The 20285-nt window shown below is 36.3% G+C and carries 18 protein-coding genes and 1 tRNA gene; 3 read left to right on the forward strand and 16 right to left on the reverse strand.

The genetic code is table 11. The features are described 5' to 3' along the window. Positions 1-52: 52 nt before the first annotated feature. Entirely contained in the window at positions 53-457 is a 405-nt protein-coding gene (locus QM717_RS16105; protein WP_415040152.1) for a helix-turn-helix domain-containing protein, read from the reverse strand. 154 nt (positions 458-611) lie between these two features. Here QM717_RS16105 and QM717_RS16110 point away from each other — a divergent pair, with 154 nt between their 5' ends. Together QM717_RS16110 and QM717_RS16115 are read left to right on the forward strand one after the other, a co-directional pair. After that, positions 612-2309: a hypothetical protein gene (locus QM717_RS16110; protein WP_415038993.1), complete on the forward strand. Its 1698-nt coding sequence runs from the start codon at positions 612-614 to the stop codon at positions 2307-2309. Positions 2310-2312: 3 nt separating this feature from the next. Next, a complete protein-coding gene (locus tag QM717_RS16115; protein WP_415038995.1) occupies positions 2313-2642 on the forward strand; it encodes a hypothetical protein in 330 nt (109 codons plus the stop codon). 5 nt (positions 2643-2647) lie between these two features. Here QM717_RS16115 and QM717_RS16120 read toward each other — a convergent pair whose 3' ends face one another. From QM717_RS16120 to QM717_RS16170, 11 genes are all read right to left on the reverse strand, one after another. Then, complete coding sequence (locus QM717_RS16120) at positions 2648-3070, reverse strand: DUF6943 family protein (RefSeq protein ID WP_415038997.1); 423 nt, start codon at positions 3068-3070, stop codon at positions 2648-2650. A 1045-nt stretch (positions 3071-4115) separates the two neighbouring features. Further along, positions 4116-6539 (reverse strand): ATP-binding protein, encoded by a 2424-nt coding sequence (locus QM717_RS16125; protein ID WP_415038999.1) that lies wholly within the window; start codon positions 6537-6539, stop codon positions 4116-4118. 9 nt (positions 6540-6548) lie between these two features. After that, the gene (locus QM717_RS16130) at positions 6549-7511 is read right to left on the reverse strand and encodes a hypothetical protein (protein WP_415039001.1); all 963 of its coding nucleotides are present in this window, start codon (positions 7509-7511) and stop codon (positions 6549-6551) included. 16 nt (positions 7512-7527) lie between these two features. After that, positions 7528-9348, reverse strand: a complete 1821-nt coding sequence (locus QM717_RS16135) for a TrlF family AAA-like ATPase (protein WP_415039002.1) — start codon at positions 9346-9348, stop codon at positions 7528-7530. A 10-nt stretch (positions 9349-9358) separates the two neighbouring features. Continuing rightward, positions 9359-10876 carry an Eco57I restriction-modification methylase domain-containing protein gene (locus QM717_RS16140; protein WP_415039004.1) on the reverse strand — a complete coding sequence of 506 codons (1518 nt, stop codon included), beginning with the start codon at positions 10874-10876 and terminating at the stop codon, positions 9359-9361. Position 10877: 1 nt separating this feature from the next. Then, positions 10878-12416 (reverse strand): type IIL restriction-modification enzyme MmeI, encoded by a 1539-nt coding sequence (locus QM717_RS16145; RefSeq protein WP_415039006.1) that lies wholly within the window; start codon positions 12414-12416, stop codon positions 10878-10880. Positions 12417-12473: 57 nt separating this feature from the next. Continuing rightward, positions 12474-13121, reverse strand: a complete 648-nt coding sequence (locus QM717_RS16150; protein WP_415039008.1) for a hypothetical protein — start codon at positions 13119-13121, stop codon at positions 12474-12476. Between the two features lie 11 nt (positions 13122-13132). Next, on the reverse strand, positions 13133-13795 hold the full coding sequence (locus QM717_RS16155; protein WP_415039010.1) for an ATPase: 663 nt from the start codon (positions 13793-13795) through the stop codon (positions 13133-13135). Beyond that, positions 13728-14660: a transcriptional regulator gene (locus QM717_RS16160; protein ID WP_415039012.1), complete on the reverse strand. Its 933-nt coding sequence runs from the start codon at positions 14658-14660 to the stop codon at positions 13728-13730. Before QM717_RS16160 ends, QM717_RS16155 begins: the two co-directional genes overlap by 68 nt. Before the next feature lie 45 nt (positions 14661-14705). After that, positions 14706-14963, reverse strand: coding sequence for a helix-turn-helix domain-containing protein (locus QM717_RS16165; protein ID WP_415039014.1), 258 nt, complete (start codon positions 14961-14963; stop codon positions 14706-14708). 100 nt (positions 14964-15063) lie between these two features. Further along, positions 15064-16872 (reverse strand): hypothetical protein, encoded by a 1809-nt coding sequence (locus QM717_RS16170; RefSeq protein WP_415039016.1) that lies wholly within the window; start codon positions 16870-16872, stop codon positions 15064-15066. A 211-nt stretch (positions 16873-17083) separates the two neighbouring features. Between QM717_RS16170 and QM717_RS16175 the strand changes: the two genes are divergently transcribed. Then, positions 17084-17896, forward strand: a complete 813-nt coding sequence (locus QM717_RS16175) for an RteC domain-containing protein (RefSeq protein ID WP_415039018.1) — start codon at positions 17084-17086, stop codon at positions 17894-17896. A 5-nt stretch (positions 17897-17901) separates the two neighbouring features. On the opposite strand, the gene QM717_RS16180 is transcribed toward QM717_RS16175, so the two are convergent. The 4 genes from QM717_RS16180 to QM717_RS16195 form a co-directional block, all read right to left on the reverse strand. Next, the gene (locus tag QM717_RS16180) at positions 17902-18195 is read right to left on the reverse strand and encodes a helix-turn-helix domain-containing protein (RefSeq protein WP_415039020.1); all 294 of its coding nucleotides are present in this window, start codon (positions 18193-18195) and stop codon (positions 17902-17904) included. A gap of 57 nt (positions 18196-18252) precedes the next feature. After that, complete coding sequence (locus QM717_RS16185) at positions 18253-19494, reverse strand: site-specific integrase (protein WP_415039022.1); 1242 nt, start codon at positions 19492-19494, stop codon at positions 18253-18255. A gap of 275 nt (positions 19495-19769) precedes the next feature. Continuing rightward, positions 19770-19844: transfer RNA gene (locus QM717_RS16190), tRNA-Val, on the reverse strand. Between the two features lie 61 nt (positions 19845-19905). Continuing rightward, entirely contained in the window at positions 19906-20280 is a 375-nt protein-coding gene (locus tag QM717_RS16195) for a DUF4258 domain-containing protein (protein WP_415039024.1), read from the reverse strand. Positions 20281-20285: the final 5 nt, after the last annotated feature.

A 20285-nucleotide genomic window follows, 5' to 3' on the forward strand; every position in this document is an offset into this window, starting at 1 on the left:
AAATATATATTTTAAAAAAAGCTTCCTTTTGGAAGCTTCTATGAATTGGAATTTATTTATTCAAAAATTTTTCCAAATAAATATTCTTTTCTTTTTCGTTTTGTAATAGTCTTTCATAGAGCTTCTTGTTCTCCTCATAAGTTTCAATCAATTTATCTAACGGATTGAAATTGCAATTGAAGGCGCTACCATGTATCACATTACTGTCATGATAAGTATTACCGATAATATTTAAAATAGCTTCTTCGCTAAAATTTTTAATTGCTTCCGGTGTAACACCTAACGCTTTCGCCACCTCAACCAATTTATCCTCATCAATCGTCTCGCTATTTTCCATCAAAGAAATTGCCTGCTGATTTGTACCCATTGCCTGGGCGAGCGCTTCCTGTTTCATATCACGTAATTCGCGGATGCGGCTAATTTTTCGTCCTATGTGGTTTTTTGTTGGTGTCATAATTCAAAAGTAATAAATGTGTTTGGAACGCTGTAAATGTAAGATACGTGTAGCATACAGAACAAAATGATACGGTACAGAAAACAGTATTTCTTACTTGCAGTGATTTAACAAAAATACAATTTTTCAGATATGTTTCACGTCAAAATTAAGAATTATGTACCACAACTATTTAATTTCAAAGGATCATCCGCAACAAGCGGAACTTGAAAAAGCCATTGAACTGATAATGGCGTTTTCTGCCATTCGTACCATTTATTTTTCGCCACACGTTGAGGAAGAACTAAACGCCGGTATCATCTTGATCATAATTGGCGAGGATAGTCCGCACGCCTGGGACGATCTCAACGAAAATTATTGGAAAGTGTTTGAAGCTTTCCCGCAATTCTCTTTCCGGATTTTCAGCGCCCAATGGGTTAAGGATGAATTGAAAGACGGCAATCCATTTTTTGCTATGCATTGTACTAAAAACAGTTTGATTTACAGTACTAATGAAACTAACGAATTTAGTTACGTTGAAAAATTAAAGCCGAGAAGGTTTTTAAAGAAAGCAAAAAGTGAATTTGACAAAGAAGATAACTCGGCTTTTATTCTTGGACTAAACCTCAAATATTACAAGAGGCAGGAAGACCATTTACAGGCGGCTTATAACATTCACCAAAATATCCGATGGCTGTTAATTGCGGCTTCAAATTTTCTTACCGGCGAATATCTTGTCGAGCATGATTTAAAAGTCCACCAAAATCATGTAGCAAAGTTTTCTACAGCATTGGCCAAAACGTTCGACGATCAAAATGAACAGGAATTTAGGTTGTTGGAATTGCTTAATGGAGCCTGCTATTGTGTGCAAAATGGCCAGAACATGCCGGAACTTACAAAAGAAATTATCGATGCCGCCGAAGCCAAAAAGGATTGGGTAAATATTGAAGTCAGTAGGCTTTTTAAAGAATGTATTTGCCGATGCCAATATGAGTTTTCGAGAACTAAAAGCCCGCTTATTGCAATTGATCAAGCTGAACCGCTCAAACTCATTACGCAAATTGTTGCGGAATCTGTTGCCATTTCTGCGCTTTATTGTATCGGTCAGCGCAATGTTAGCCGGTCGGCTGCAAACGTTCTTTTGGAAAACAATGCGATTGATTTTCAAAATACCCATTATTACCTATTCTTGATTGTCAAAGATTTCCAATCACATGTTCCTGGTAATATTTCGTTTAAGATTAAATCCCAGACCGAAGGGCGATGCACGGCAACGGTAATCATGCAATCTAAGAAATCATTGATGCAGCAAAAGGGTGACCAACAATATTTCTTCTACCAGATTATGCAACGCGGTCAATTGTTATTCCTGGAAACTTTGAAGCCGCCATTTCTGCCATTTAAAGAAATTCCCGTTAGAAATATTCCATCAGCAAGTATTTACTGGGCACAGCGTGATAAAACCAAAACGTTCCTGATGGAAGCCGAGGCGCTCGACGGCGGTGGTGCTACAAAGATTCATGTCTACCTGATGGGGTTGGTAATTGAGCAAACCTGTCTTGGTTTGATTCGGATTTTCCTCGGTTACATGCCGAATCATTTTACACTACCTTATCTTTTTGAATTGTGCGAATATTTTACACCACTAACGGCTGAGATTTTTCCGCGAACTACTGATAAAGACAAAGAACTTTTAAGGATTTTGTCAGGACGCACAACGTCGCTTCGCTACGGTTATATCGATGATGTTTCCTACCACGATTATGAAGTATTGAATAATCGATATTATGAATTTGTCGAACGGGCTGACAAGCTTGTAGTCGCAGAACTTGGAAGGCTTGAACCGGTTAAAGTAAATAATGATCAAAATGCTTGACTGATGGATGATAAAATAAAAACTATTGAAGAATTAAAAGACGTTGCTGCAAGTTCATTTGTCGTGGTAAAGCCCTCAAAGCATCGTAAAGGAAAAGGAACAGTGAGCATTCCGGTAAACAGTTATGCTGAACTAAGTTATTATATAATTGATGTTCTTAAAGTGTCTGTAGCTGCTTTGGAAGCAGATAGTGAAGGCGTTGGGAGTGTGCGGAATATTCCGTGCGCTGTTAGCGGTGTGCTTGAGAAAATAATCGAGATTATTCCATTGGAAGAAATGGACCTCTTAGATAAAATCCGTGCGATGCTTCCAGACGATCAAGCCGAAAATTAACAGGATTAAATTCTGGTGTATGTGTGTAGAATTGCGGCACGCATTTCCTTTATTAATGCAATATTTTTCGAAAACTCTAATTCTTTCTCCTCTAACAAATTTAACGCCCGGACATTCTTTATGTGCTGGGCGTAACTGTTTTGAAGCGCTTCACCTTTTGCTATAAATTGCGGCTTGAATTCGTAGAGCCTCAAAAATAGTACGACGGAACCAACCAAATAATACCGCCAAAATTTTGACTGCCAAAGGCTGTAAGCAAGCCAGTAATTATTTTCTTTTTGCTGTTCGCTTTCAAATTCCAATACAAAGCAATTAGGGCACGGTTGCGCTAATGGCTTGCCGCTATTTGCTCCTTTGGAAAGAATGAAGAAATGAGGTTTTTCATAATTGTTTTTCGGGTTGTGTGTCTTGATAGATAATTTCTGCATGGCTTCGATGTTTAAATTTAACTTTTTCAAAAGAAAAAAATGAAAAAAAGAAAGGCATCCATCGAAGCGGAGATTTCAAATAAGGGCGGTTTTAAAATCAAAATACTACCCGGTTTATTAGTAGAATAGTTGTAAGCGGAGAAACGACGTCATGCTTTGAGGTTGTCAGTGCGTGTGCGAAATAGTAGGGTGGAGATTTTTATTTTAACCCGAAGGGCTTGAACCGAACGTTTTGAAATCGCAGCTTATCTTCGCTTTCTTTTATTTGTTTTTTGGAATGGTTCGATTACGTTCCGGTGACGACGATGTTCCTGGGGCAATCTAACACCCCGAAGCACCGCAGAAAAATAAATGTAGCCTGCGGAATTTATTTTTTGAGGAGCGCCCGGCGGTGTTGCGGCAATTGACCCGCCACCGCAGGACGGGAACGGAACGGAGCTTGCGAAGTGGAGAGAAGGACTGCGAGCGTGAAACGGCGGGGAAAAATTTAACAGCTGGCCACGCTAGTGGCCTAACCTTGATTTAGGGCAAAGCGCAGCGGAGCCAACCCCGATGGCGTGGGCAAGGCGGCAACCGCCCAATTAACAAGCGGCGGCAGACATAAACACGGCAACTGTAGCTTGCGGAAGTTGTGGTGTTATGGATGCAGAGCCGCGACGAACGACGAAATGAGCCGTGTGAAGACCACGACGAAAAAAGGCAAATGCAAAGTGCTTTTTTTTTTAAAAGCTTTTTGCATTTGCCTTTTTGAGTGTACTGCGGAACGGAAGGAGGCACGACTGACTGGAGCAGCGTGGCGGAACTAAGGTGAATGAGGAGAGAGACCGATTGATTGCCCGTATAATGATATTCTAGCTAAATCTATTCCACGTTATTTTTAAATTGCTAAAACTTATTTTCGAAAATGCCTTTGCATTATAGTTTTTTTTTTAAACTTATGATTTTAGATTTTCTAAGCCTACCGTTTTAAGAAGTTACTCTCGGACTATAGAAAAAACACGCGTATTTATTCGCTATAATTTATTGTGATTTCTGCATTAAAACTTTACCAATCTTTTTCCACGCGCTTTAAGCCATTTAGAAAAGAATTGCTTTTAGAGGATTCCTCTAAAATTGTTTTGAGCACATTCCAATAATCATCGCTAACCTGATTTGCAATATCTTGGCAAATTAGAAAAGCTAGGTCTTCCTCCAGACTAATCCATTTATCAGTTAAGAGAATTTCTGTGCGAGGTGAGTTTAGGTCCAAATCTCGTTCTCCACAGACATCAATTACTAGAATTAATGGAAAAGGCCATGAGATTCGAATATGATTTTTCTTTGTTTCAAACGAATACCTAAAAAGATTTGTAGGGACTTCTATCCCGTGTAAAGACAATTGGGATTTCGATCGAGAAGCTTCTGAAGTACTATCATAAGCCCTAATTTCTCCCTTATCGTTTATTGAAATAGATTTTGAGACCTCTGAAATAATGTTTTCATCAATCCTAATGCTCTTCTCTAGCGTGTATTTATTTCCGTCAATATCAATTTCCTTTGCAGTTAAATCAATTTTTTTGACAGGCATACCTTTTTCTTCCAAAACTGCCACTGAAGCCGAGCCAACCACACCCAATTTATCTATAACAATTTCAAATACCTTTATATTTTCATTTTCACCCCAGCTTTTGTCTTTTAAGCTAGCTGAAGTTATCTTTTTAAAGCTTGTTTGATCTACAAATTTTTTCAATTCTGTCGATTGGATATTAATTTTGAATGGCGGATTAGGAATGACACTTTCAACAGATTTTAAAAAATTCTCTGGAGTCATTTTTTCCCACGGATTTTTATTTTTTCTGAGCACAAGTTTTGTGGTAGTACCTGGCAAAGTTCGAGACCCTTTTTTTATCCAAAAAATACTTTCCTGACCTTCTACTGTAATGTTTAGAGGTTCGCTTGAACGATGGTTTTCATAAACTTTTTTTGTGTCTACAATTAATGTATCTGCCACCATGAAACACGATAATATTCCTATTCCAAATCGTGAGGTAGGAATAAAGTTTCCGTTTGTTTCTGCCTTCAAGCTGTAGAATTCGTCTGACTTATAAAATGAAGACCCAACCTTAGAGTAATAATTGTCTATAATATGCTGATCCATACCAGTGCCATTATCGGTAACTTCTAAAATTGCCTCCCCTTTTAGATCATAATACTTGACTGTTATTTCAGGCGTATATGGCTTTTGCCATTTGTTTTCTTGCGCTAACCGTAGTAGACAAGCATCAATAGAATTTTGGATTAACTCTCTGAGTGCTACTTGAGGGTCGCCATATAACTTTGTGCCCATCAAGAGTTCGACAACTTGAGTTTTGCTTAAAGTGAAGTGCGTATCACGATAGATATACTTCGGCTGATTATCGAAATCTTTTTCAGTTACAATTTTTGACCTATTAACTTTAAATGGAAATTTTATTTCAATATCTCTGCCGCTTTTTTGATTATTTTCGTTTACTACTGAGATTAAATTGTAGCAAGTGCTCAACTCCTTGTCTATTAGATCACAAAATTTTCTTATTGAAGCTTCTATCGCGGGATGTGTACATTTTGCGTTAAATTGAATTAGCTTGGGAGAAATATCCCAAGAGTTTACTTCTCGATGCTTATTCCACTCCGCGATTGAAACGGGATGGCGAACGTACAAATGAGAGTATAATATGTTTGGGGTTCTTTTTCCATCAAAGTCTAATATATCTGAAAGTCTCAAAATTATCGCGATTAACGGCAGGCATGCCACAATTTCATTTCCAAAAGACAAATCCATATCAAGATCAAGAAGAGTTTGTGCATCCTCGTTATGACTATAACAAATCTGGGCTAACTCTACAGTAATATCAGTATTCCTAAAAACTATTTTTTTATTCCAATCTTTGCTAATAATTGTTCGGGCCCGTTCAGCGTGGGTCATGCGGATAAATTCTGTAACTAAATAAGATTTTAAAGTTTCGGCCTTTGATAATTCACCTTTATCGACAAGATTACTTAACAGCTCATCGTCATCTGGTCTTCCGGAGTAAAATATTTTAAACTTTTGATACGCAATCCTATCTTCATCATCAATGAATTCAGGATTAGTGTCCCATATCTTCTTCCAAGCTAAAACTTCCTTTAAATCTGGTGCCATACCAATATCATGGAAGAAGGCGCTTAGAATAAGTAACATAAGTTCTGGAATTGATAACTGCTTAATATTTTTTTTTTGCAGTAATTTTTCCATTATATGGAGTACCCTGAATAAATGATCAGCATCGTGTAACGTATACTCGCCCATATGGCTAATAATAGTCTTCGTGCGCTCAAACGCATAGTAGACCGCGTCATCAACTAATCCAATTACCTTACTATCTTTTGCGCGGCACTTTTTCGTTAGCGCTTTATATAATTCGCTTTCCTGTAAGCGTGGCAAAAATGTGTCATTAAAATCGTCTGCCATTTTCGAAAGTTAAATTTGTTTATATCTTCTTGATCTCATATCAAATGCTTGTTCGGTTCCCTCCATGACGTCACATATTTCTTTTTTAATATGAGGTTGTTCTACTGTGCCCGAATGCAAAACTTCTAAAAATTTGCTTTCGGAATTCATTGAAATAATAAACTCTGCGTCACCATTTACGGGAATATTCGCGTTATGAGTAACCACAATAATTTGCCTTTGATTTTTTGCCTGTTTTAACCTGTCTACTATTAATTCATAAACTAATCTATTATCTAAATCATCTTCTGGTTGATCTAAAATTAAAGGTGATTTACCATGTGAAAGTATGAAAGTTAAAATTGCAGTTGTTTTTTGTCCGGCTGATGCAGTCGAAAGCGACTTGAATGCAGCATTCGGTGTAGGTCTATATTGAACTTCTATCTCGTCTTCAGGTAGTAGTAACTCAATCTCGTCTATTTGTGCATCAGATATTTTTAAAATTAAAGCTTTGAGGTAACCGGTGATTTCGGGGACCTCAATTCCTTTTTTCAAGTCTACAAATATTTTTCTTACCGTATGTATATTCGTTTCAACATTTCCATTAAAACAGAGGTTGGCTAAGAATTCCAAATCTCTCTCATAGCCGCTATCTTTTTGAAGGATCATTCTGAGCTTATGGATATAGTCATTCCTGTTTCTGAATGATTTAATATTTATTTTAACCTTATCATCCTGTAATGATTGGCTAACAAACTCCCTTCGTTTTGCCGAAATTTCTTTTGACACACTTAAAAAATCTTCTTGAAGTTGCAATCTTTCTGCAACTTCGGTTGCGCGTTTGGTTTCCTTAAGTATTATAGCTTGTAAATCAGTTTCGTAGGTACTTTTATCATTCGAAAGTTTTTCAAAATTTGCTATATCATTTATTCCTTCTGCTTCGAGTTCTAATTTTTTTGACTCAAAATCTGTTTCATTCTTATCGTATTCCACCTTCCAAATGGATGTGTTAATTTTGGTTTCGAAAGTCCGACTTAAGTTTAGATATTGCTTCCCGCTGTTTATCGATTTCTCCTTTGATAATGCTAATACCATCAATAACTGATTTCGATGCTTCAGAAATTTGTGCAGAGTATTTATCATCAAATTCAGTTAAATCAACGGATGGAAGTTCCAATGATGAAACTAATAATTCAATAGCTTTTTCTCGTGTAGTTAACTCAGTTGCAAATAATTTAAGAATTTCCTCTTGTGAAGCAAATTTTTCTTTATCAGTCAAAATTTTCGCGATACCGCTTTGCTGTAATTTTTTTATGCTATCGTCTAAATCTTTGATCGTAGTTTCAATCTTTCCTTTACCCGCTATTAATGAATCTGCGGTGCGAATTGCCGTCGATTTTTCTAAAAATTGATTTCGTATTATTTCGCGATCGGATTTAAGTTTCTCTATATCCACAATAGCGCTATCGATCCTTTCGCGTAAAGCATTAGGCTCCTGTGCGATCTCGTATATTTGCTTTTGAGAATAATGTTCGAATTCAAAGAAATCAGAATAACCTACGTCAGTAATGTTATCCCACAAAATTCCGTCGGCGTTAAGGCGAGAAATTTCTACTCTTTGATTTCTTGAATTAGATATATTTGAGGCCAAAAATTTGTGCAGTGTGTTGTTTCTAACAAACTCAATTTCAATAACCGTGTTATCATTTAGGACACCTTTTTGTGGTCTACCTCCTTGTTTTTTATAAAAATCGTCATGATCTTGAATGATTTCTTGAAGATCTGTTAAATCGGAAGTTCTATTAAAAACTCCTCTAATAAATCGTAAAACGCTTGATTTCCCACTACCTCGACCACCAATTATTGTATTGAGCTGAGGACTAAATGCCAGTTTTAACGGAGATGTTGGCCCGGTGATTTCTGTATTAGTAATTGTGATTGATTTAATCCAGAGGTCCGGCATATTATAAGGTTTACCCGGTGAATCAAATTCATTACAGATTCTGAAATCTGGCAACAAGAATGCTTGGCGAAGACCCTCAAGTGTTGGGACTTCATCCATTTTTATCCACGTATAATGTGAGCCAATTCCCCAAAGTCCATGTTTTGAATTTTTTGGCTCGTGCGGATTATCTGAAAATGTAAGGATTGCTAAATTATTTTCTAATGCATACTTGACTGGAGTGTACCACTCTTTTATTATAGCGTCATCAATTGCCGGCGTAGGATTATTATAATACTCATTTAATAAAGCTTTAAGTTGTGAGTTTCCGCTTAAAATTGGCGATGCAATTAGAAATTCTTTATGAACAACTTGAACCGCATTGATACAATCAAGTTCGTAAAATTTTTTGAGGTTCGCGACACTTACCGATCCTAAGCCATTATATTCGTCTATGTGTGCGGGAATTATAATTGCACCATCATTATGGGCAATTTCTGCAATGTCGAAAATGTTGGTGGATGTATACGCTTCTTGTGTACCGAAATCAGTACGATTAATGCCAGCTTTAATAAGAAAATCATTAATAGTGTCGGTAGTTTTATGTACATCAAATAAAACTAGGATATGAATTTTGGATGTGTCACAGGTAATTTCAACGCCAGGAAATACCACTAAATCTGTCCCTAACGCAGCAGCCTTTATCGAATCGATACTAAAGCCAGTGTTATGGTCTGTAACGGCAACACAATTTAAACCCTGTTCAATAGCGCGGTTTACCCACTCTTGAGCTGTTACTGCTTGATTATGAAAACATTTACTCGCTGACGTATGTAAATGCAAATCGCATTTGAACCATCTTGTGCCTTTGTATTGAGTTGTCGCCATTTTTAATCAATTAATCGTTAATTTGAGAGATCTCATTTTCGTCTAAGCCGTACAATTTATAAACAAGATCATCTATTTCTCTAAGTGTATTATCAACTAATAATTTTAATTTGTTTGCTTTCTGTTTGTTTTCATCAAAAATTTCTAACCAGTCAAATTTATCTCTCATAGTCAAACTAGGTAATTTTAAAGATTTTCGATGCTTGTCTATTTCAAGCAAAAAATCTTCAAATGTCAGTTGGTACCAAGATTCAAGCTTTTTAGGTAAATCGTCGAATTTTTGAGTGCTTACGATGTATTTATTAAACTTTGAGGCGACTACTTGAAGTTCTGTATTGGCTTGAAGCACACTATCCACAGCTTCAATAAATGGCAGTTGACGTTCTAGGGTTAATTTAGGGATTGGAAGCGGATCGACATAAATTATTTTTACTTGCGCAAACACCTTACCGCCCTCGTTAATTTGACTTTCATATAGAAATCTAAGGAGTTTACTATTTAACAACGCCAATATAAATTTAAGTGAGAAGTTGTTGTTAATGAGCAATCCATTATGCACCGTATCCAGAGTATAAAACTGTTTGGTATCTAGCGTGCATATTGGATATGACGCGGTTTGTCTAAGTAGTATTTTTTCTGATGCTTCGAATATTTCAGGTTTTCTCGGCCGATGTAGATTGACGATGTCATAAACTATTAGATTACCGGAATCTACAAATGAGTATTTATTAAAATCACTTCCCGTTACTACTTTTTTTGTCAATGGGGAACTGTTTGTTGTAATAAACTTGCTATTGCCTCCCGTAATTATACCTTGTTTAAAATCTACAATATCTTTTAACGGGATGGTGTCTTTAGATAGGTTTTTAATTAACTTATCGTGCGTTGTACTCAACATCGATAAATCGGGACTTTTTAATATTTCTGAAATATTAAAGGAATTGACAGTATATACTTCGTTTTCAAATGAAACGATTTTTGATATTTGTCGATACACATATTTATCTGCCACATTTTTTTCCAATAATAAAATGATTGAATCAACAGCGGCATCTTCAAAAACACTTATTCCCTTAAAATCGATAATTTCAATTATTTTCGAATTTTCGATAATATATTTTCGAGCTTCTTTATAATACTGATTTTTAAGTATCGTATAAGGCGTAATAAAGCCAAGTACACCATTTGGCCTTAATATTTGTATTCCTTTCTCATAAAATATTGGATATAAATTAATTCTCCCAAATGCAGATTGATAAGTTTTTTCCAGATATTTTTTTTCTTCTGCCTCAATGTATTCAGTTGGTACGTATGGTGGATTTCCAATAATGACATCAAAACCTCCCGCTTCAAATACCTCTGGGAAGTTTTCTTTCCAATTAAATGCAGCAGCTCCAGCAACAGCTTTGTTGTCTACAAGAGAATTTCCACGTTTAATATTATTGTTTAAACTTGTTAGTTTTCTCTTTGGTTGTGCAGTTCGAAGCCACAGTGATAGTTTTGCGATCTCTACACTTTCTTCATTCAAATCAACGCCGAATATATTTCTTTTCGAGGATTTGATTTTCGATATCTGGGAAAACAATAAAACCGCCAAATAAAGATTTATTAAGTTCATCCAAATATTTATGCTCTGCTATAAGAAAATCTAACGCTTGATTTAAAAATGCACCCGAGCCACATGCAGGATCACATATAGTAATATTCAGTAACCATTCTCGATAGTCTTTTAATTGTTGGTTAAGTTTTAAAATGGTGGTTTCGTGACGATTTTTTCTGCCTTTTGCATAATCTTCCTCATTAATTCCAAGTTCAATCTTTTTTAATTTACAAAGTTTACCAACGGTATTATCTACAATATACTTGGTAATATACTTTGGGGTGTAAAATACTCCATCCTTCTTCCTCTTGCTTGTTTGCTTATCAAAATTCTTATCCTCGATTTCAGCATTAATACTTTCAATCTCGTTTAGGGAATTTTCGAAAATATGCCCTAATATGTTTACGTCAACTTGGCTTTTGAAATGATAAGTTGTTAGGTGTTTTGTATGACGGTATAATAAATCGTCATCAATTAAAATCGAATTTAATATTGCATCAGGCTCGAACAAGCCTCCATTGTATGCGAAAATTTCATCTTTCGCGGTAGTTCCCTTGCGACCCGTATCTAAATAATTAAAATATTTCTTATAGCGCTCATACAGCGGAGTAGGTTCGTCAAGTGAAACTAAAGTTGTCCACTCTGATAAAATTTCTGTAATTGTATTTGGAGAAAGTAAACCGCTGTCCTCTGCAAACAGAATAAATAGAAATCTATCAATAAGCTTCTGAGACTTTTTAAATAGTGTAAGTTTAAAGTTTTTCTCACTTAAATCTCTAAATAAGCTATTATTTGCGTTTTGCCGGACTAAATCACGATACAGTTCACGCTTAAATAATGAGTAATCAGCATAAAATCTATTTGTAATTTTCTTTTCCTCTACAATAGAGGCCTGTTTAATTTTTAGCGGCAAATCACCAAAGATATTTTCAGCTGCTAGACAGAGGTACAAAGTTTTAAATTCCGACTTACCAATTGTGAAAAGATTAAATTCTAGAAATTCCACAGCGTTGTTTATGTAGAATCTTAATTTTTCAAAATTTGAAGTGATTACATAAATACACCCGACATGGTTTGCTTTGTAATCAAAAGCCTGTCTTCTTATATTCTCTAAATCTTTGGTATTTGTACCTTTCAATTCAATTACCCCAATAGCTTTTCCGCTCTTTAGAATTGCACCATCAGCTTTTTTTGCGCCACCAAGATTTTTAAATTCTGAAGTTAAATTAAATTTTGGATTCGGATTTAATGTATAGCCTAAGACGTTCACAAACAATTCACGAAGAAAGCCTTCTTGAAACTGCTCCTCCTTACTGTTTCGAATGTTTTGCTGAATTACCGGGTTTTCAAAATATTTCGTAAACTTTTTATATGCTTTTTCGACTATCAAGTCATCCTGAAGCTTTAAATATTTTTCAAGTACAGATTGCTGAAATAAGGACATTTGTTTGTTTTTATCAGCTACCAAAGTATGAATTTTTCACGAATAAAAAATGAGGATTTCCTTTTGAATCAGGGATAACTTCTAGTTCCCTTGGGAACCATTGAATTTGTTAAGGTCGTCCAAATATGTCTGTAGTTCATACATGTAAATTAATTCATTTATTTCTTCAGGTGGCATTTGTGCTAATTCAACAAAGTTGATATTTTCGAACAATGATTTTTCTCCAATTAAATCCTGTAAGATTATAAAAACTACGTGCAAAAGATTTTTATTAGTGCAGTGTACGGTGAAATTTTTTAAGTAAACAATCATGTCAATTTTCTTCACGTCCTCGTATTGGAAAGGCATAAATTTAAGTTCACTTGCTTTCAATTCGATATCCTTAAACACATAAGGCTTATCTAATCCTGCTTCCATTTCATCTATGCTTTGCGAAGGCTGAATAAAAGCGACAAATTTCCAATTGCGCAGTATTGGTGCGCTCTCAATCAAAGTTGTTACCTGTTCAAAATATTCCGGATTTCCACTTGCAGAAATCACAAGCTGCGTGGGTTGATTTTCGTTTGCAGGAAACATTAATATACTTTCAAGCTGCTCGCAGTAATTGTGTAGATGTTTATCGAGCCAATAGATAAACATTTTTTGCACAGAAGGCTTTTCATTTCTAAGATTTCGAAGTGTTTGTTCATTGTAGCGGATCCAGTCCCAAAATAATTGTATTGATTTCATGAGGTTATTTTTTAGCGTTTGTCTTTTGTGTTTTTGTCATAAGAAATTAAATTGACCATTTCGCGCAGGCGGCTTCGCACCCGCAGGCCGTAATGGGTTTCGATTTCGGAAGCGGAAAGATTTGATGTAATGTGCGTCGGTATCTTTTTGCTGATGAAAATGTCGTATCGGCTTAGAACTATCTCGGCCATCACGTTACATTCGTTACCATAGTATTTTAGATTGTTCTCTGTTCCTAAATCATCGAAGCAATAAATCTTAGGGTTGGATTGATATAGTTTTCCTTTGCTGTATTTGTGAATTATCTCATAGCCGTCGTGGATAAACTCAAAACTGATATCGCGACAAGGTTTTACAGAAAATTTCTGTTCGACGGGCGCAAGGAATTTCATGATGTTTAGCAACGATGTTTTACCGCAGCCTACCGGACCAACCAATAAAATACCCTTTTCTAAATCGAGATTATGTTGGAAGGCACTTTGTTCATCCTTGAGGAAATAAGCGATAAGCTGATAAATCACCAGCAGGTCGTTTTCGATGATCCTGAATCGCTTGCCATATAATTCAATTCCTTTTCTCTCAATCCAGGAACAAACCTCGTTATAGTTATAGTGGCTCTGAATAGTCTTTGTCGGCTGATGTATCAAAAGATTTGGTTCTGTCTGTTCGTTCATTGGTAGTAAACTTTGGAGCGTTCAACATCCAGTTTCTGGCTGCAGCCGGCCAGTCGGTCATTGGAATCTTGCCACCAACAAGCCAACCAATGCTTTTAAAATAGTTGTAGAATTTATTTGCCTCGACTTCGGGATAGTTTTGATAACTGAAATATTTCAATACTTCTTCGACGGTCGGGTTCGGAAGTGGTGTTTCCGGGAAACTTTCTTCTGGAACAGAAAAAAGTTGCCGGACGTGCTCGACGCTTTCTTCTTCAGTTGGAAAATTGTTCACGGAATCAGGATTGTCTTTTTCTTTTTTAGCGGAACTTTTTTCTTTTTCATTTTTGCTCACAATTAAAAAATCGGAACCTTCAATTTCATTTTTTTGTGCTTGCTCACCCAAGTTTAAGCTGTTTGAAATGTTTGAACCGTTTGTATTGTTTGTATTGTTTTTATAAGGTACTAGTGCTATTTCACCAACCTGTTCACTAGTTGTTTCATTACTAGTATCATGCTTGTTTATAGCCTGTTCAGTAGCAGATTCAAAATTTGAAGTAGCTGTTCGTGCATTACGCGCGGTTGGCTTGAGATCGTCGGCAAAATTGAAAAGGAAAACCTGACTGCCTTTATACGGATTGAAGGATGGCTCATATTTGATATAACCATGCGCGTCTAACAGTTTCAGGCAACGGTGATAGGTGGCCAAAGAACTGATTTTGCTGATGCGCATAATCTCCTGTCGGGATATACTTATGGGATTACGGAACCGATGAATGTTCCAAAATTGAAACAGCGCAATATATAGACTGACATGCGTAGGGTTCAGCAGTTTGTCTTTTGCGACCTTGTCGAAAAAGCCGGTCAGATGTTTAATGTAATTCATAGGCTGAATTACTTGGAATTAAACAACGTGCGCTCTGAACTTACTTTATTGGCTTTCGAGCAATTTCTCTATATCCTGATTGGCGTAATAAATGATGCCGCCGATCCTGGTATATGAAAGTGTTTTATTGATGCGGAGCGTTTGCAGCGTTCCCGGTGAAATGTTCAGAAGCTTTCTTACTTCTGTTGATTTGAGCCATTGTTTAGCCTGATCGGGTTTAGCTTGCAGTATTTCCTTGAAGTCTTTTAAAAGTAATGTGCGGAATTCGTTTAAGTCTTCCCGTGTAATAATTTCGACGGCCATAACGTATGATTTAAATTGTTATGGCACAAAATTGTCGTGATTGATTTACTTTATTTCAGAAGCCAATCCGAACTTCGGTACGATTTTTTGTAAAATAACTTCATACCTGATTTGCGGATTGCTTTTTAAGTTCGCGGATAAAATACAATGGCGTAAGTTCGGTAGCTTTTACAAATGCTTCCTTGAATTTCTGAGGTGATTTGAAACCGGCTTCTTCGGTGAGGGCTTTAATTGTATAATTGCGGTATTTGCTATCATTTTTAAGCTTATCCACTATGTAATCGATGCGCAGATCATCTACATATTCAATATACTTCTTTTTTCGTGTCTCGCAAATAATCCGTGAGGTGTAACGGGTATTACAATCCACAAATGCAGCCATCTTATTGAGATTAAAATCTTTGTCGAGGAACATTTCGCTTTCCTCAAATTTTTCAAGTTTTTTGGAAACGGATTCTACAATTTCGGGTTTTATAATTAAGTCGCCGTCGACAATTTTATCAGTAGCAATCATTGGTGTAGTTGTACGATCCTTATGTGATATAACACCTTTAAACTTTGTTTTACGCAACTTCCGGCGCTGATACTGTTTGCAGAAAATAAACCCTACCACAATGCAAATAACCAAAAACACGATGCCCAGGATAATTTCAAGCTTGTCCCTAAAATATAACTCCTGCTTCAAGGCTTCAGTAGCATCTTTGATTTTTTTGAGGTCGTATTGACGGTGCATGTTTTCAGAGAGATACCTGAAATTTTTGCTTACAAACGTTTCCGCTTTTAGAAGACCTGTCAAATATTTAAGCTGCTCGGTTGTATTTCCTTTTTCCTCGTAGTACTGTGCCAGTAAATCGTAAGCTTCCAAAACTTCATCCTTAATGAATTTCTCCTGACTGAATAGTTCATCAACTTTTTTAAGATATGGAATCGCTTTTTCTTTTTCGCCTAACACCCAGTAACTACGACCTATGAAATAGTAGGTTGAAGAAACAGTAATAAAATCTTCGAATTTGATTAACTGGGGAAGTGACTGCTGTAACTTTTCAATGGCAACTGCATAATTTTCCTTAAAGAACTCGTTTCTACCTTCGACGTTTTTGAAATATGGGATGGTCTTAAGTTCTTCCATATCGATTGATTCCCTGTAACCGATATCGATCAAGTTTGCAACTTTTGAATAATCCTTAGTCTTGATGTAACATAGACACAATGCATGCAAAGTTCTTAAATGCGGAAGCCCGGGTTCATTCTCTTTGAAGTACACCTCACATTCGTTTAAAAGTGAGATTGCTTCATGATAATATCCCAAATTGTTTTTTATGAGTGCTATTGAAAACTTGGCTTTATATCGCAGGTATAAATCATCGGTTTTAGAAATGAAATTATCGGCCAGCAGATAATCATCAAGAGCCTTCGTTTGCTGTTTAAGTGAATTATATACTATTCCGCGCGTAAGGTAGGCGCTGCCGATTAACTTGTTTTGTTGTGAACGTGCTGCGACTGTGAGCATGGTATCGCAATATTGCAGCCAGGTATCTTTCGGGGATTTGTGCATCATCACATTGTAAGCACGCATCAGATTATCGGCATTATTCGCCCGTTTTGCCTTGTATAGAAATGTGTTGGCGTAAATAGAATCAAGGACTTCATCAGCTTCATTTTCATCAAGCCTGTCAATCACATGATCGATAGTTTTGTTTTTTAGGCTGTCCGGAACTTTAAAATTTTTGTGCTGTGCATTTACGAATTGGGATGTAATGAGCAACAGCAACAAATGAAATTTGCATGCTTTTATCACGTCGAAGTTTGTTTGGGTTAGGAGGTTTTTGGCGTGTAAAAAGTGCTCGGCTGATATCGGCGATGAAATTACCACTTTAAAACCAGTGTGGCAATACCGGTTCTTGTCCATCCATCTTCATTTACACGAAATTTTGTAATTCTTTGATATTTAGTAATTTATTGCTTTTTGAATTTGAAAGGATTAATTAATGCTTGCATTTTTAACATTGATACATTGCTGAATTGTAAAATCATGTTGTAGGAAATCAGAACTTCTGATTATAGATTTGGCTCAAACAAACATTACCAGTTTTCATATGAGAAATTTTGCTAACCAACTTATGGAAGAATTACTCGTACAGTTAACCGAAATCGAATCTGAAAAAATTTCGATTAAAGTTGCTGAAGATTCTATTAAGGCATCGATCGTAGTTCTTGAGAAACTTAAAACTCATTTCGTGAAATTTAAGTTTCAGAATACTGATGAAGAAATTCAATTTTTTAAGGACATCAAACCGCAGTTTGTTTCGAAGCTTATTTACTACAATGAAGTGTACAACATCGAAACTAATAAACCTTTCGGTGGACAGAAATATTTGCGAAAATATTACCACGCTGAATTGGCAAAGCTTAAAACCTACTTCAATGATAACATTGAATTTTATAAATATTTCCGGACTGGCAATATCTATCTTGACGACAAATATTTTCTTCGCGGTCGATATGACATTAAGTTAACTCTTGACAGTTTTTATTTCCAGGCTGATAACCGCTTTAATACTTCGCATGATTTCAAGGTGGCAAAGATTATGGCCAATGATTTAATCCAAGTTTATTTGGAGACGGAAATTGCGAAGCTCGACAGTAAGCCGGTGCCTTATAATATTTCGGATCGCCAGGTTCAAAAGTGGACCGGTTCGAAAGTTGCACTGATTGAATTGATATATGCGCTGCACGCTGAAGGCGTTTTCAATAATGGTACTACGGACTTGAAGGAAACTGCCAAATTCTTTGAGGAAACTTTCGACATTGATTTAGGGCAGTTCCATCGAACTTTCTTTGAAATGCGCGCGCGGAAAAGTGAGAAGACTAAGTTTTTGAATTCTTTGAGGGATACGCTAGTTAAAAGGATGGATGAGGCTGATGAAATTTGAGACAGTTAGAGTTTACTTTTATAAGCAATCAGGGCGTTCATAATTTCACCTCTTTTATAATAAACTCTATTACCGATTCCGTAAGCAATCAATTTACCTTTGTTCGTCCAATTCCACAAAGTTGTGACATTTATCTTTAGCAACTTCGCCGTTTCTTCTCTTGTGAGTAGCTCGTCATCTGAACTTTTTTGAATTAAAAACGAAATCTTCGCCTCTAATTTTTCTATAAGTTTGTCTGAAATTATATCAGTTAATTCACTGACATTTACTGACTCAATTTGTATAATTTGCTTATCCATAAATATCCTTAAATCAAAATTTATCATTGAAGCAAAGGTATTTTAAAATAGGGAATACTAGCCATTAGCTTGTAGCATAGCGCCGCTGCTACTAAACTTCATTCTTAAATTTTGCATGTCCTCACTTACCTTTTTATCCAGAACTCTAGCGTAATGCTGAGTAGTCTGAATATTTTTATGACCTAGCATTTTGCTAACGCTTTCAATTGGAACTCCATTTGTGAGTGTCACGGAAGTTGCAAATGTATGTCTGGCCATGTGAAAAGTAATTTCTTTAGTAATTTCACACAAGTCACCAATCTCCTTTAAATAGCCGTTCATTTTTTGATTGCTAAGAACAGGTAGGACCCTATCTTCATTTAAACATTTTGGATGCGCCGCATATTTCTTAATCAATTCTTCAGGAATTGGTAGCAAAGGTATCTTTGATTTGGTATCGGTTTTTTGTCGATTCTTAAATATCCACTTTTGGCCGTCGATGCCAATTCCGATATGGTCTTGTTTTAATCCTTTCACATCAACGTAAGCTAAGCCGGTAAAACAGCAAAAGATAAAAATATCCCGTACCAGTTCAAGTCTTGGTGTGCGGAACTTCTTTGAATAAATGCTTTGGATTTCTTCTTCGGTTAGAAATTCCGTTTCAACTTCTTTCATTTTGCCGTCATACTTAACAAATGGGTCTTTTTCAAGCCAATCATTGCTCAGGCAAATTTTAATAATCTTTCTAAAATTGCGGACGTATTTCACTGCGGTATTATTGCTGCAGTTCTTTTCGCTTCTTAAGTAAAATTCGAAATCAGTGATCAGTGCGAAATCAATTTTATCAATCGCGATATCTTTTGCATTCAATTTCCACAATAGGAATTCTTCAAGATGTTTCAATGAAATTTTAAATCGTTCTAATGTGCCAGGCGCGTAACCGTTTCCGAGCAATCCCTCAATCCGGTTGTTGTGGTCTCTGTAAATTGGTAAAAGCATTCGTTGAGAATCTGTTTCATCGAACAGACGCTTCCGGAAGTTTTCGATATTTAAAGCTTCTCTTTTATGGGTGAGTGTCATTTGAATATCAATTATCTGTGATTTTACAGAATCGAGATAGTTATTAATTGAACGGGCTTCCTCTGAAGTGCCTTTCATTTTCGACAATTCATCAGACCATTTTGATTTTTCGATAAATTTTTTGGAACTAAATTCGAGACGTTCTCCATCGACAGTTAGCCGGATATAAATTGGCAGAAGTCCGGCAACATTGGCTTTGGTTTTTTTTGCATAGAAATGCAAAGTGATTTTTGTTTTCATGGCGGTAACCTTTTTAATTACTAATCAATTTATTGTTCTGAGTAATTGCAAACAAGATGTTCAAATTTTAAACGGGTAAGTGAATAGGTTCGACAATACCAGTGTTTGCAAGGCTTAAGCGATTTTAGCGAGACCCTAATTTTTTGATTTGTTCGGGTCTCGATTTTATCTCCTAAGAAATAAGATTGAATGAATAATTTGAAGTATGCCTAAAAGCAAAAAGCCGATAAATCATAAGATTTATCGGCTTTTGAAACCATTTGTTTTTAAACTTGTGGGCGATGAGGGATTCGAACCCCCGACCCTCTGGGTGTAAACCAGATGCTCTGAACCAGCTGAGCTAATCGCCCTCATTGGTGGCTGCAAATATACGCCTAGAATTTGTATATGCAACCCCTTTGGCAATAAAAATTAATTTTTTGTGATATTGTTGAGTACCACTTTTTTGGGATAGTTGATGAACTCGAGCGTAATCGGTTGCTGCTTAATCGTTTTTCCTTCCACGGTATAGATTTTACCGTTTTCGAATTCCTTGTTGCTGCGGTCAAAATCGACATCGCCGTGCTCGAGTGTGTTCTTGATGTCTACGGTATCGATCCACGTTTCGGCCAAAACAGCCGACGCTTTTTCGGAATAATGGAACGGTTTGCTGCGCAGGTCGTTCAAGACGCGGGCATTCGGGAAATAATTGCAGCGGGTGTCTTTTCCGCTCCAAACGACGGCCACGAAAAACATCCCGATCACGAAGCCTACCATATAATAGGCAAAACGGTATTTAAAAGTCATGATAA

Source organism: Flavobacterium sp. (genome assembly GCF_047602195.1).
Lineage (GTDB): Bacteria > Bacteroidota > Bacteroidia > Flavobacteriales > Flavobacteriaceae > Flavobacterium.

What these genes read in the sequence shown, in the direction of transcription:
- QM717_RS16155 (WP_415039010.1), bottom strand. Translation starts at nt 13,795, where the DNA reads ATGAACGAACAGACAGAACCAAATCTTTTGATACATCAGCCGACAAAG.
- QM717_RS16120 (WP_415038997.1), bottom strand. Translation starts at nt 3,070, where the DNA reads ATGCAGAAATTATCTATCAAGACACACAACCCGAAAAACAATTATGAA.
- QM717_RS16195 (WP_415039024.1), bottom strand. Translation starts at nt 20,280, where the DNA reads ATGACTTTTAAATACCGTTTTGCCTATTATATGGTAGGCTTCGTGATC.
- QM717_RS16185 (WP_415039022.1), bottom strand. Translation starts at nt 19,494, where the DNA reads ATGAAAACAAAAATCACTTTGCATTTCTATGCAAAAAAAACCAAAGCC.
- QM717_RS16180 (WP_415039020.1), bottom strand. Translation starts at nt 18,195, where the DNA reads ATGGATAAGCAAATTATACAAATTGAGTCAGTAAATGTCAGTGAATTA.
- QM717_RS16170 (WP_415039016.1), bottom strand. Translation starts at nt 16,872, where the DNA reads ATGGACAAGAACCGGTATTGCCACACTGGTTTTAAAGTGGTAATTTCA.
- QM717_RS16150 (WP_415039008.1), bottom strand. Translation starts at nt 13,121, where the DNA reads ATGAAATCAATACAATTATTTTGGGACTGGATCCGCTACAATGAACAA.
- QM717_RS16110 (WP_415038993.1), top strand. Translation starts at nt 612, where the DNA reads ATGTACCACAACTATTTAATTTCAAAGGATCATCCGCAACAAGCGGAA.
- QM717_RS16165 (WP_415039014.1), bottom strand. Translation starts at nt 14,963, where the DNA reads ATGGCCGTCGAAATTATTACACGGGAAGACTTAAACGAATTCCGCACA.
- QM717_RS16115 (WP_415038995.1), top strand. Translation starts at nt 2,313, where the DNA reads ATGGATGATAAAATAAAAACTATTGAAGAATTAAAAGACGTTGCTGCA.
- QM717_RS16160 (WP_415039012.1), bottom strand. Translation starts at nt 14,660, where the DNA reads ATGAATTACATTAAACATCTGACCGGCTTTTTCGACAAGGTCGCAAAA.
- QM717_RS16125 (WP_415038999.1), bottom strand. Translation starts at nt 6,539, where the DNA reads ATGGCAGACGATTTTAATGACACATTTTTGCCACGCTTACAGGAAAGC.
- QM717_RS16175 (WP_415039018.1), top strand. Translation starts at nt 17,084, where the DNA reads ATGGAAGAATTACTCGTACAGTTAACCGAAATCGAATCTGAAAAAATT.
- QM717_RS16135 (WP_415039002.1), bottom strand. Translation starts at nt 9,348, where the DNA reads ATGGCGACAACTCAATACAAAGGCACAAGATGGTTCAAATGCGATTTG.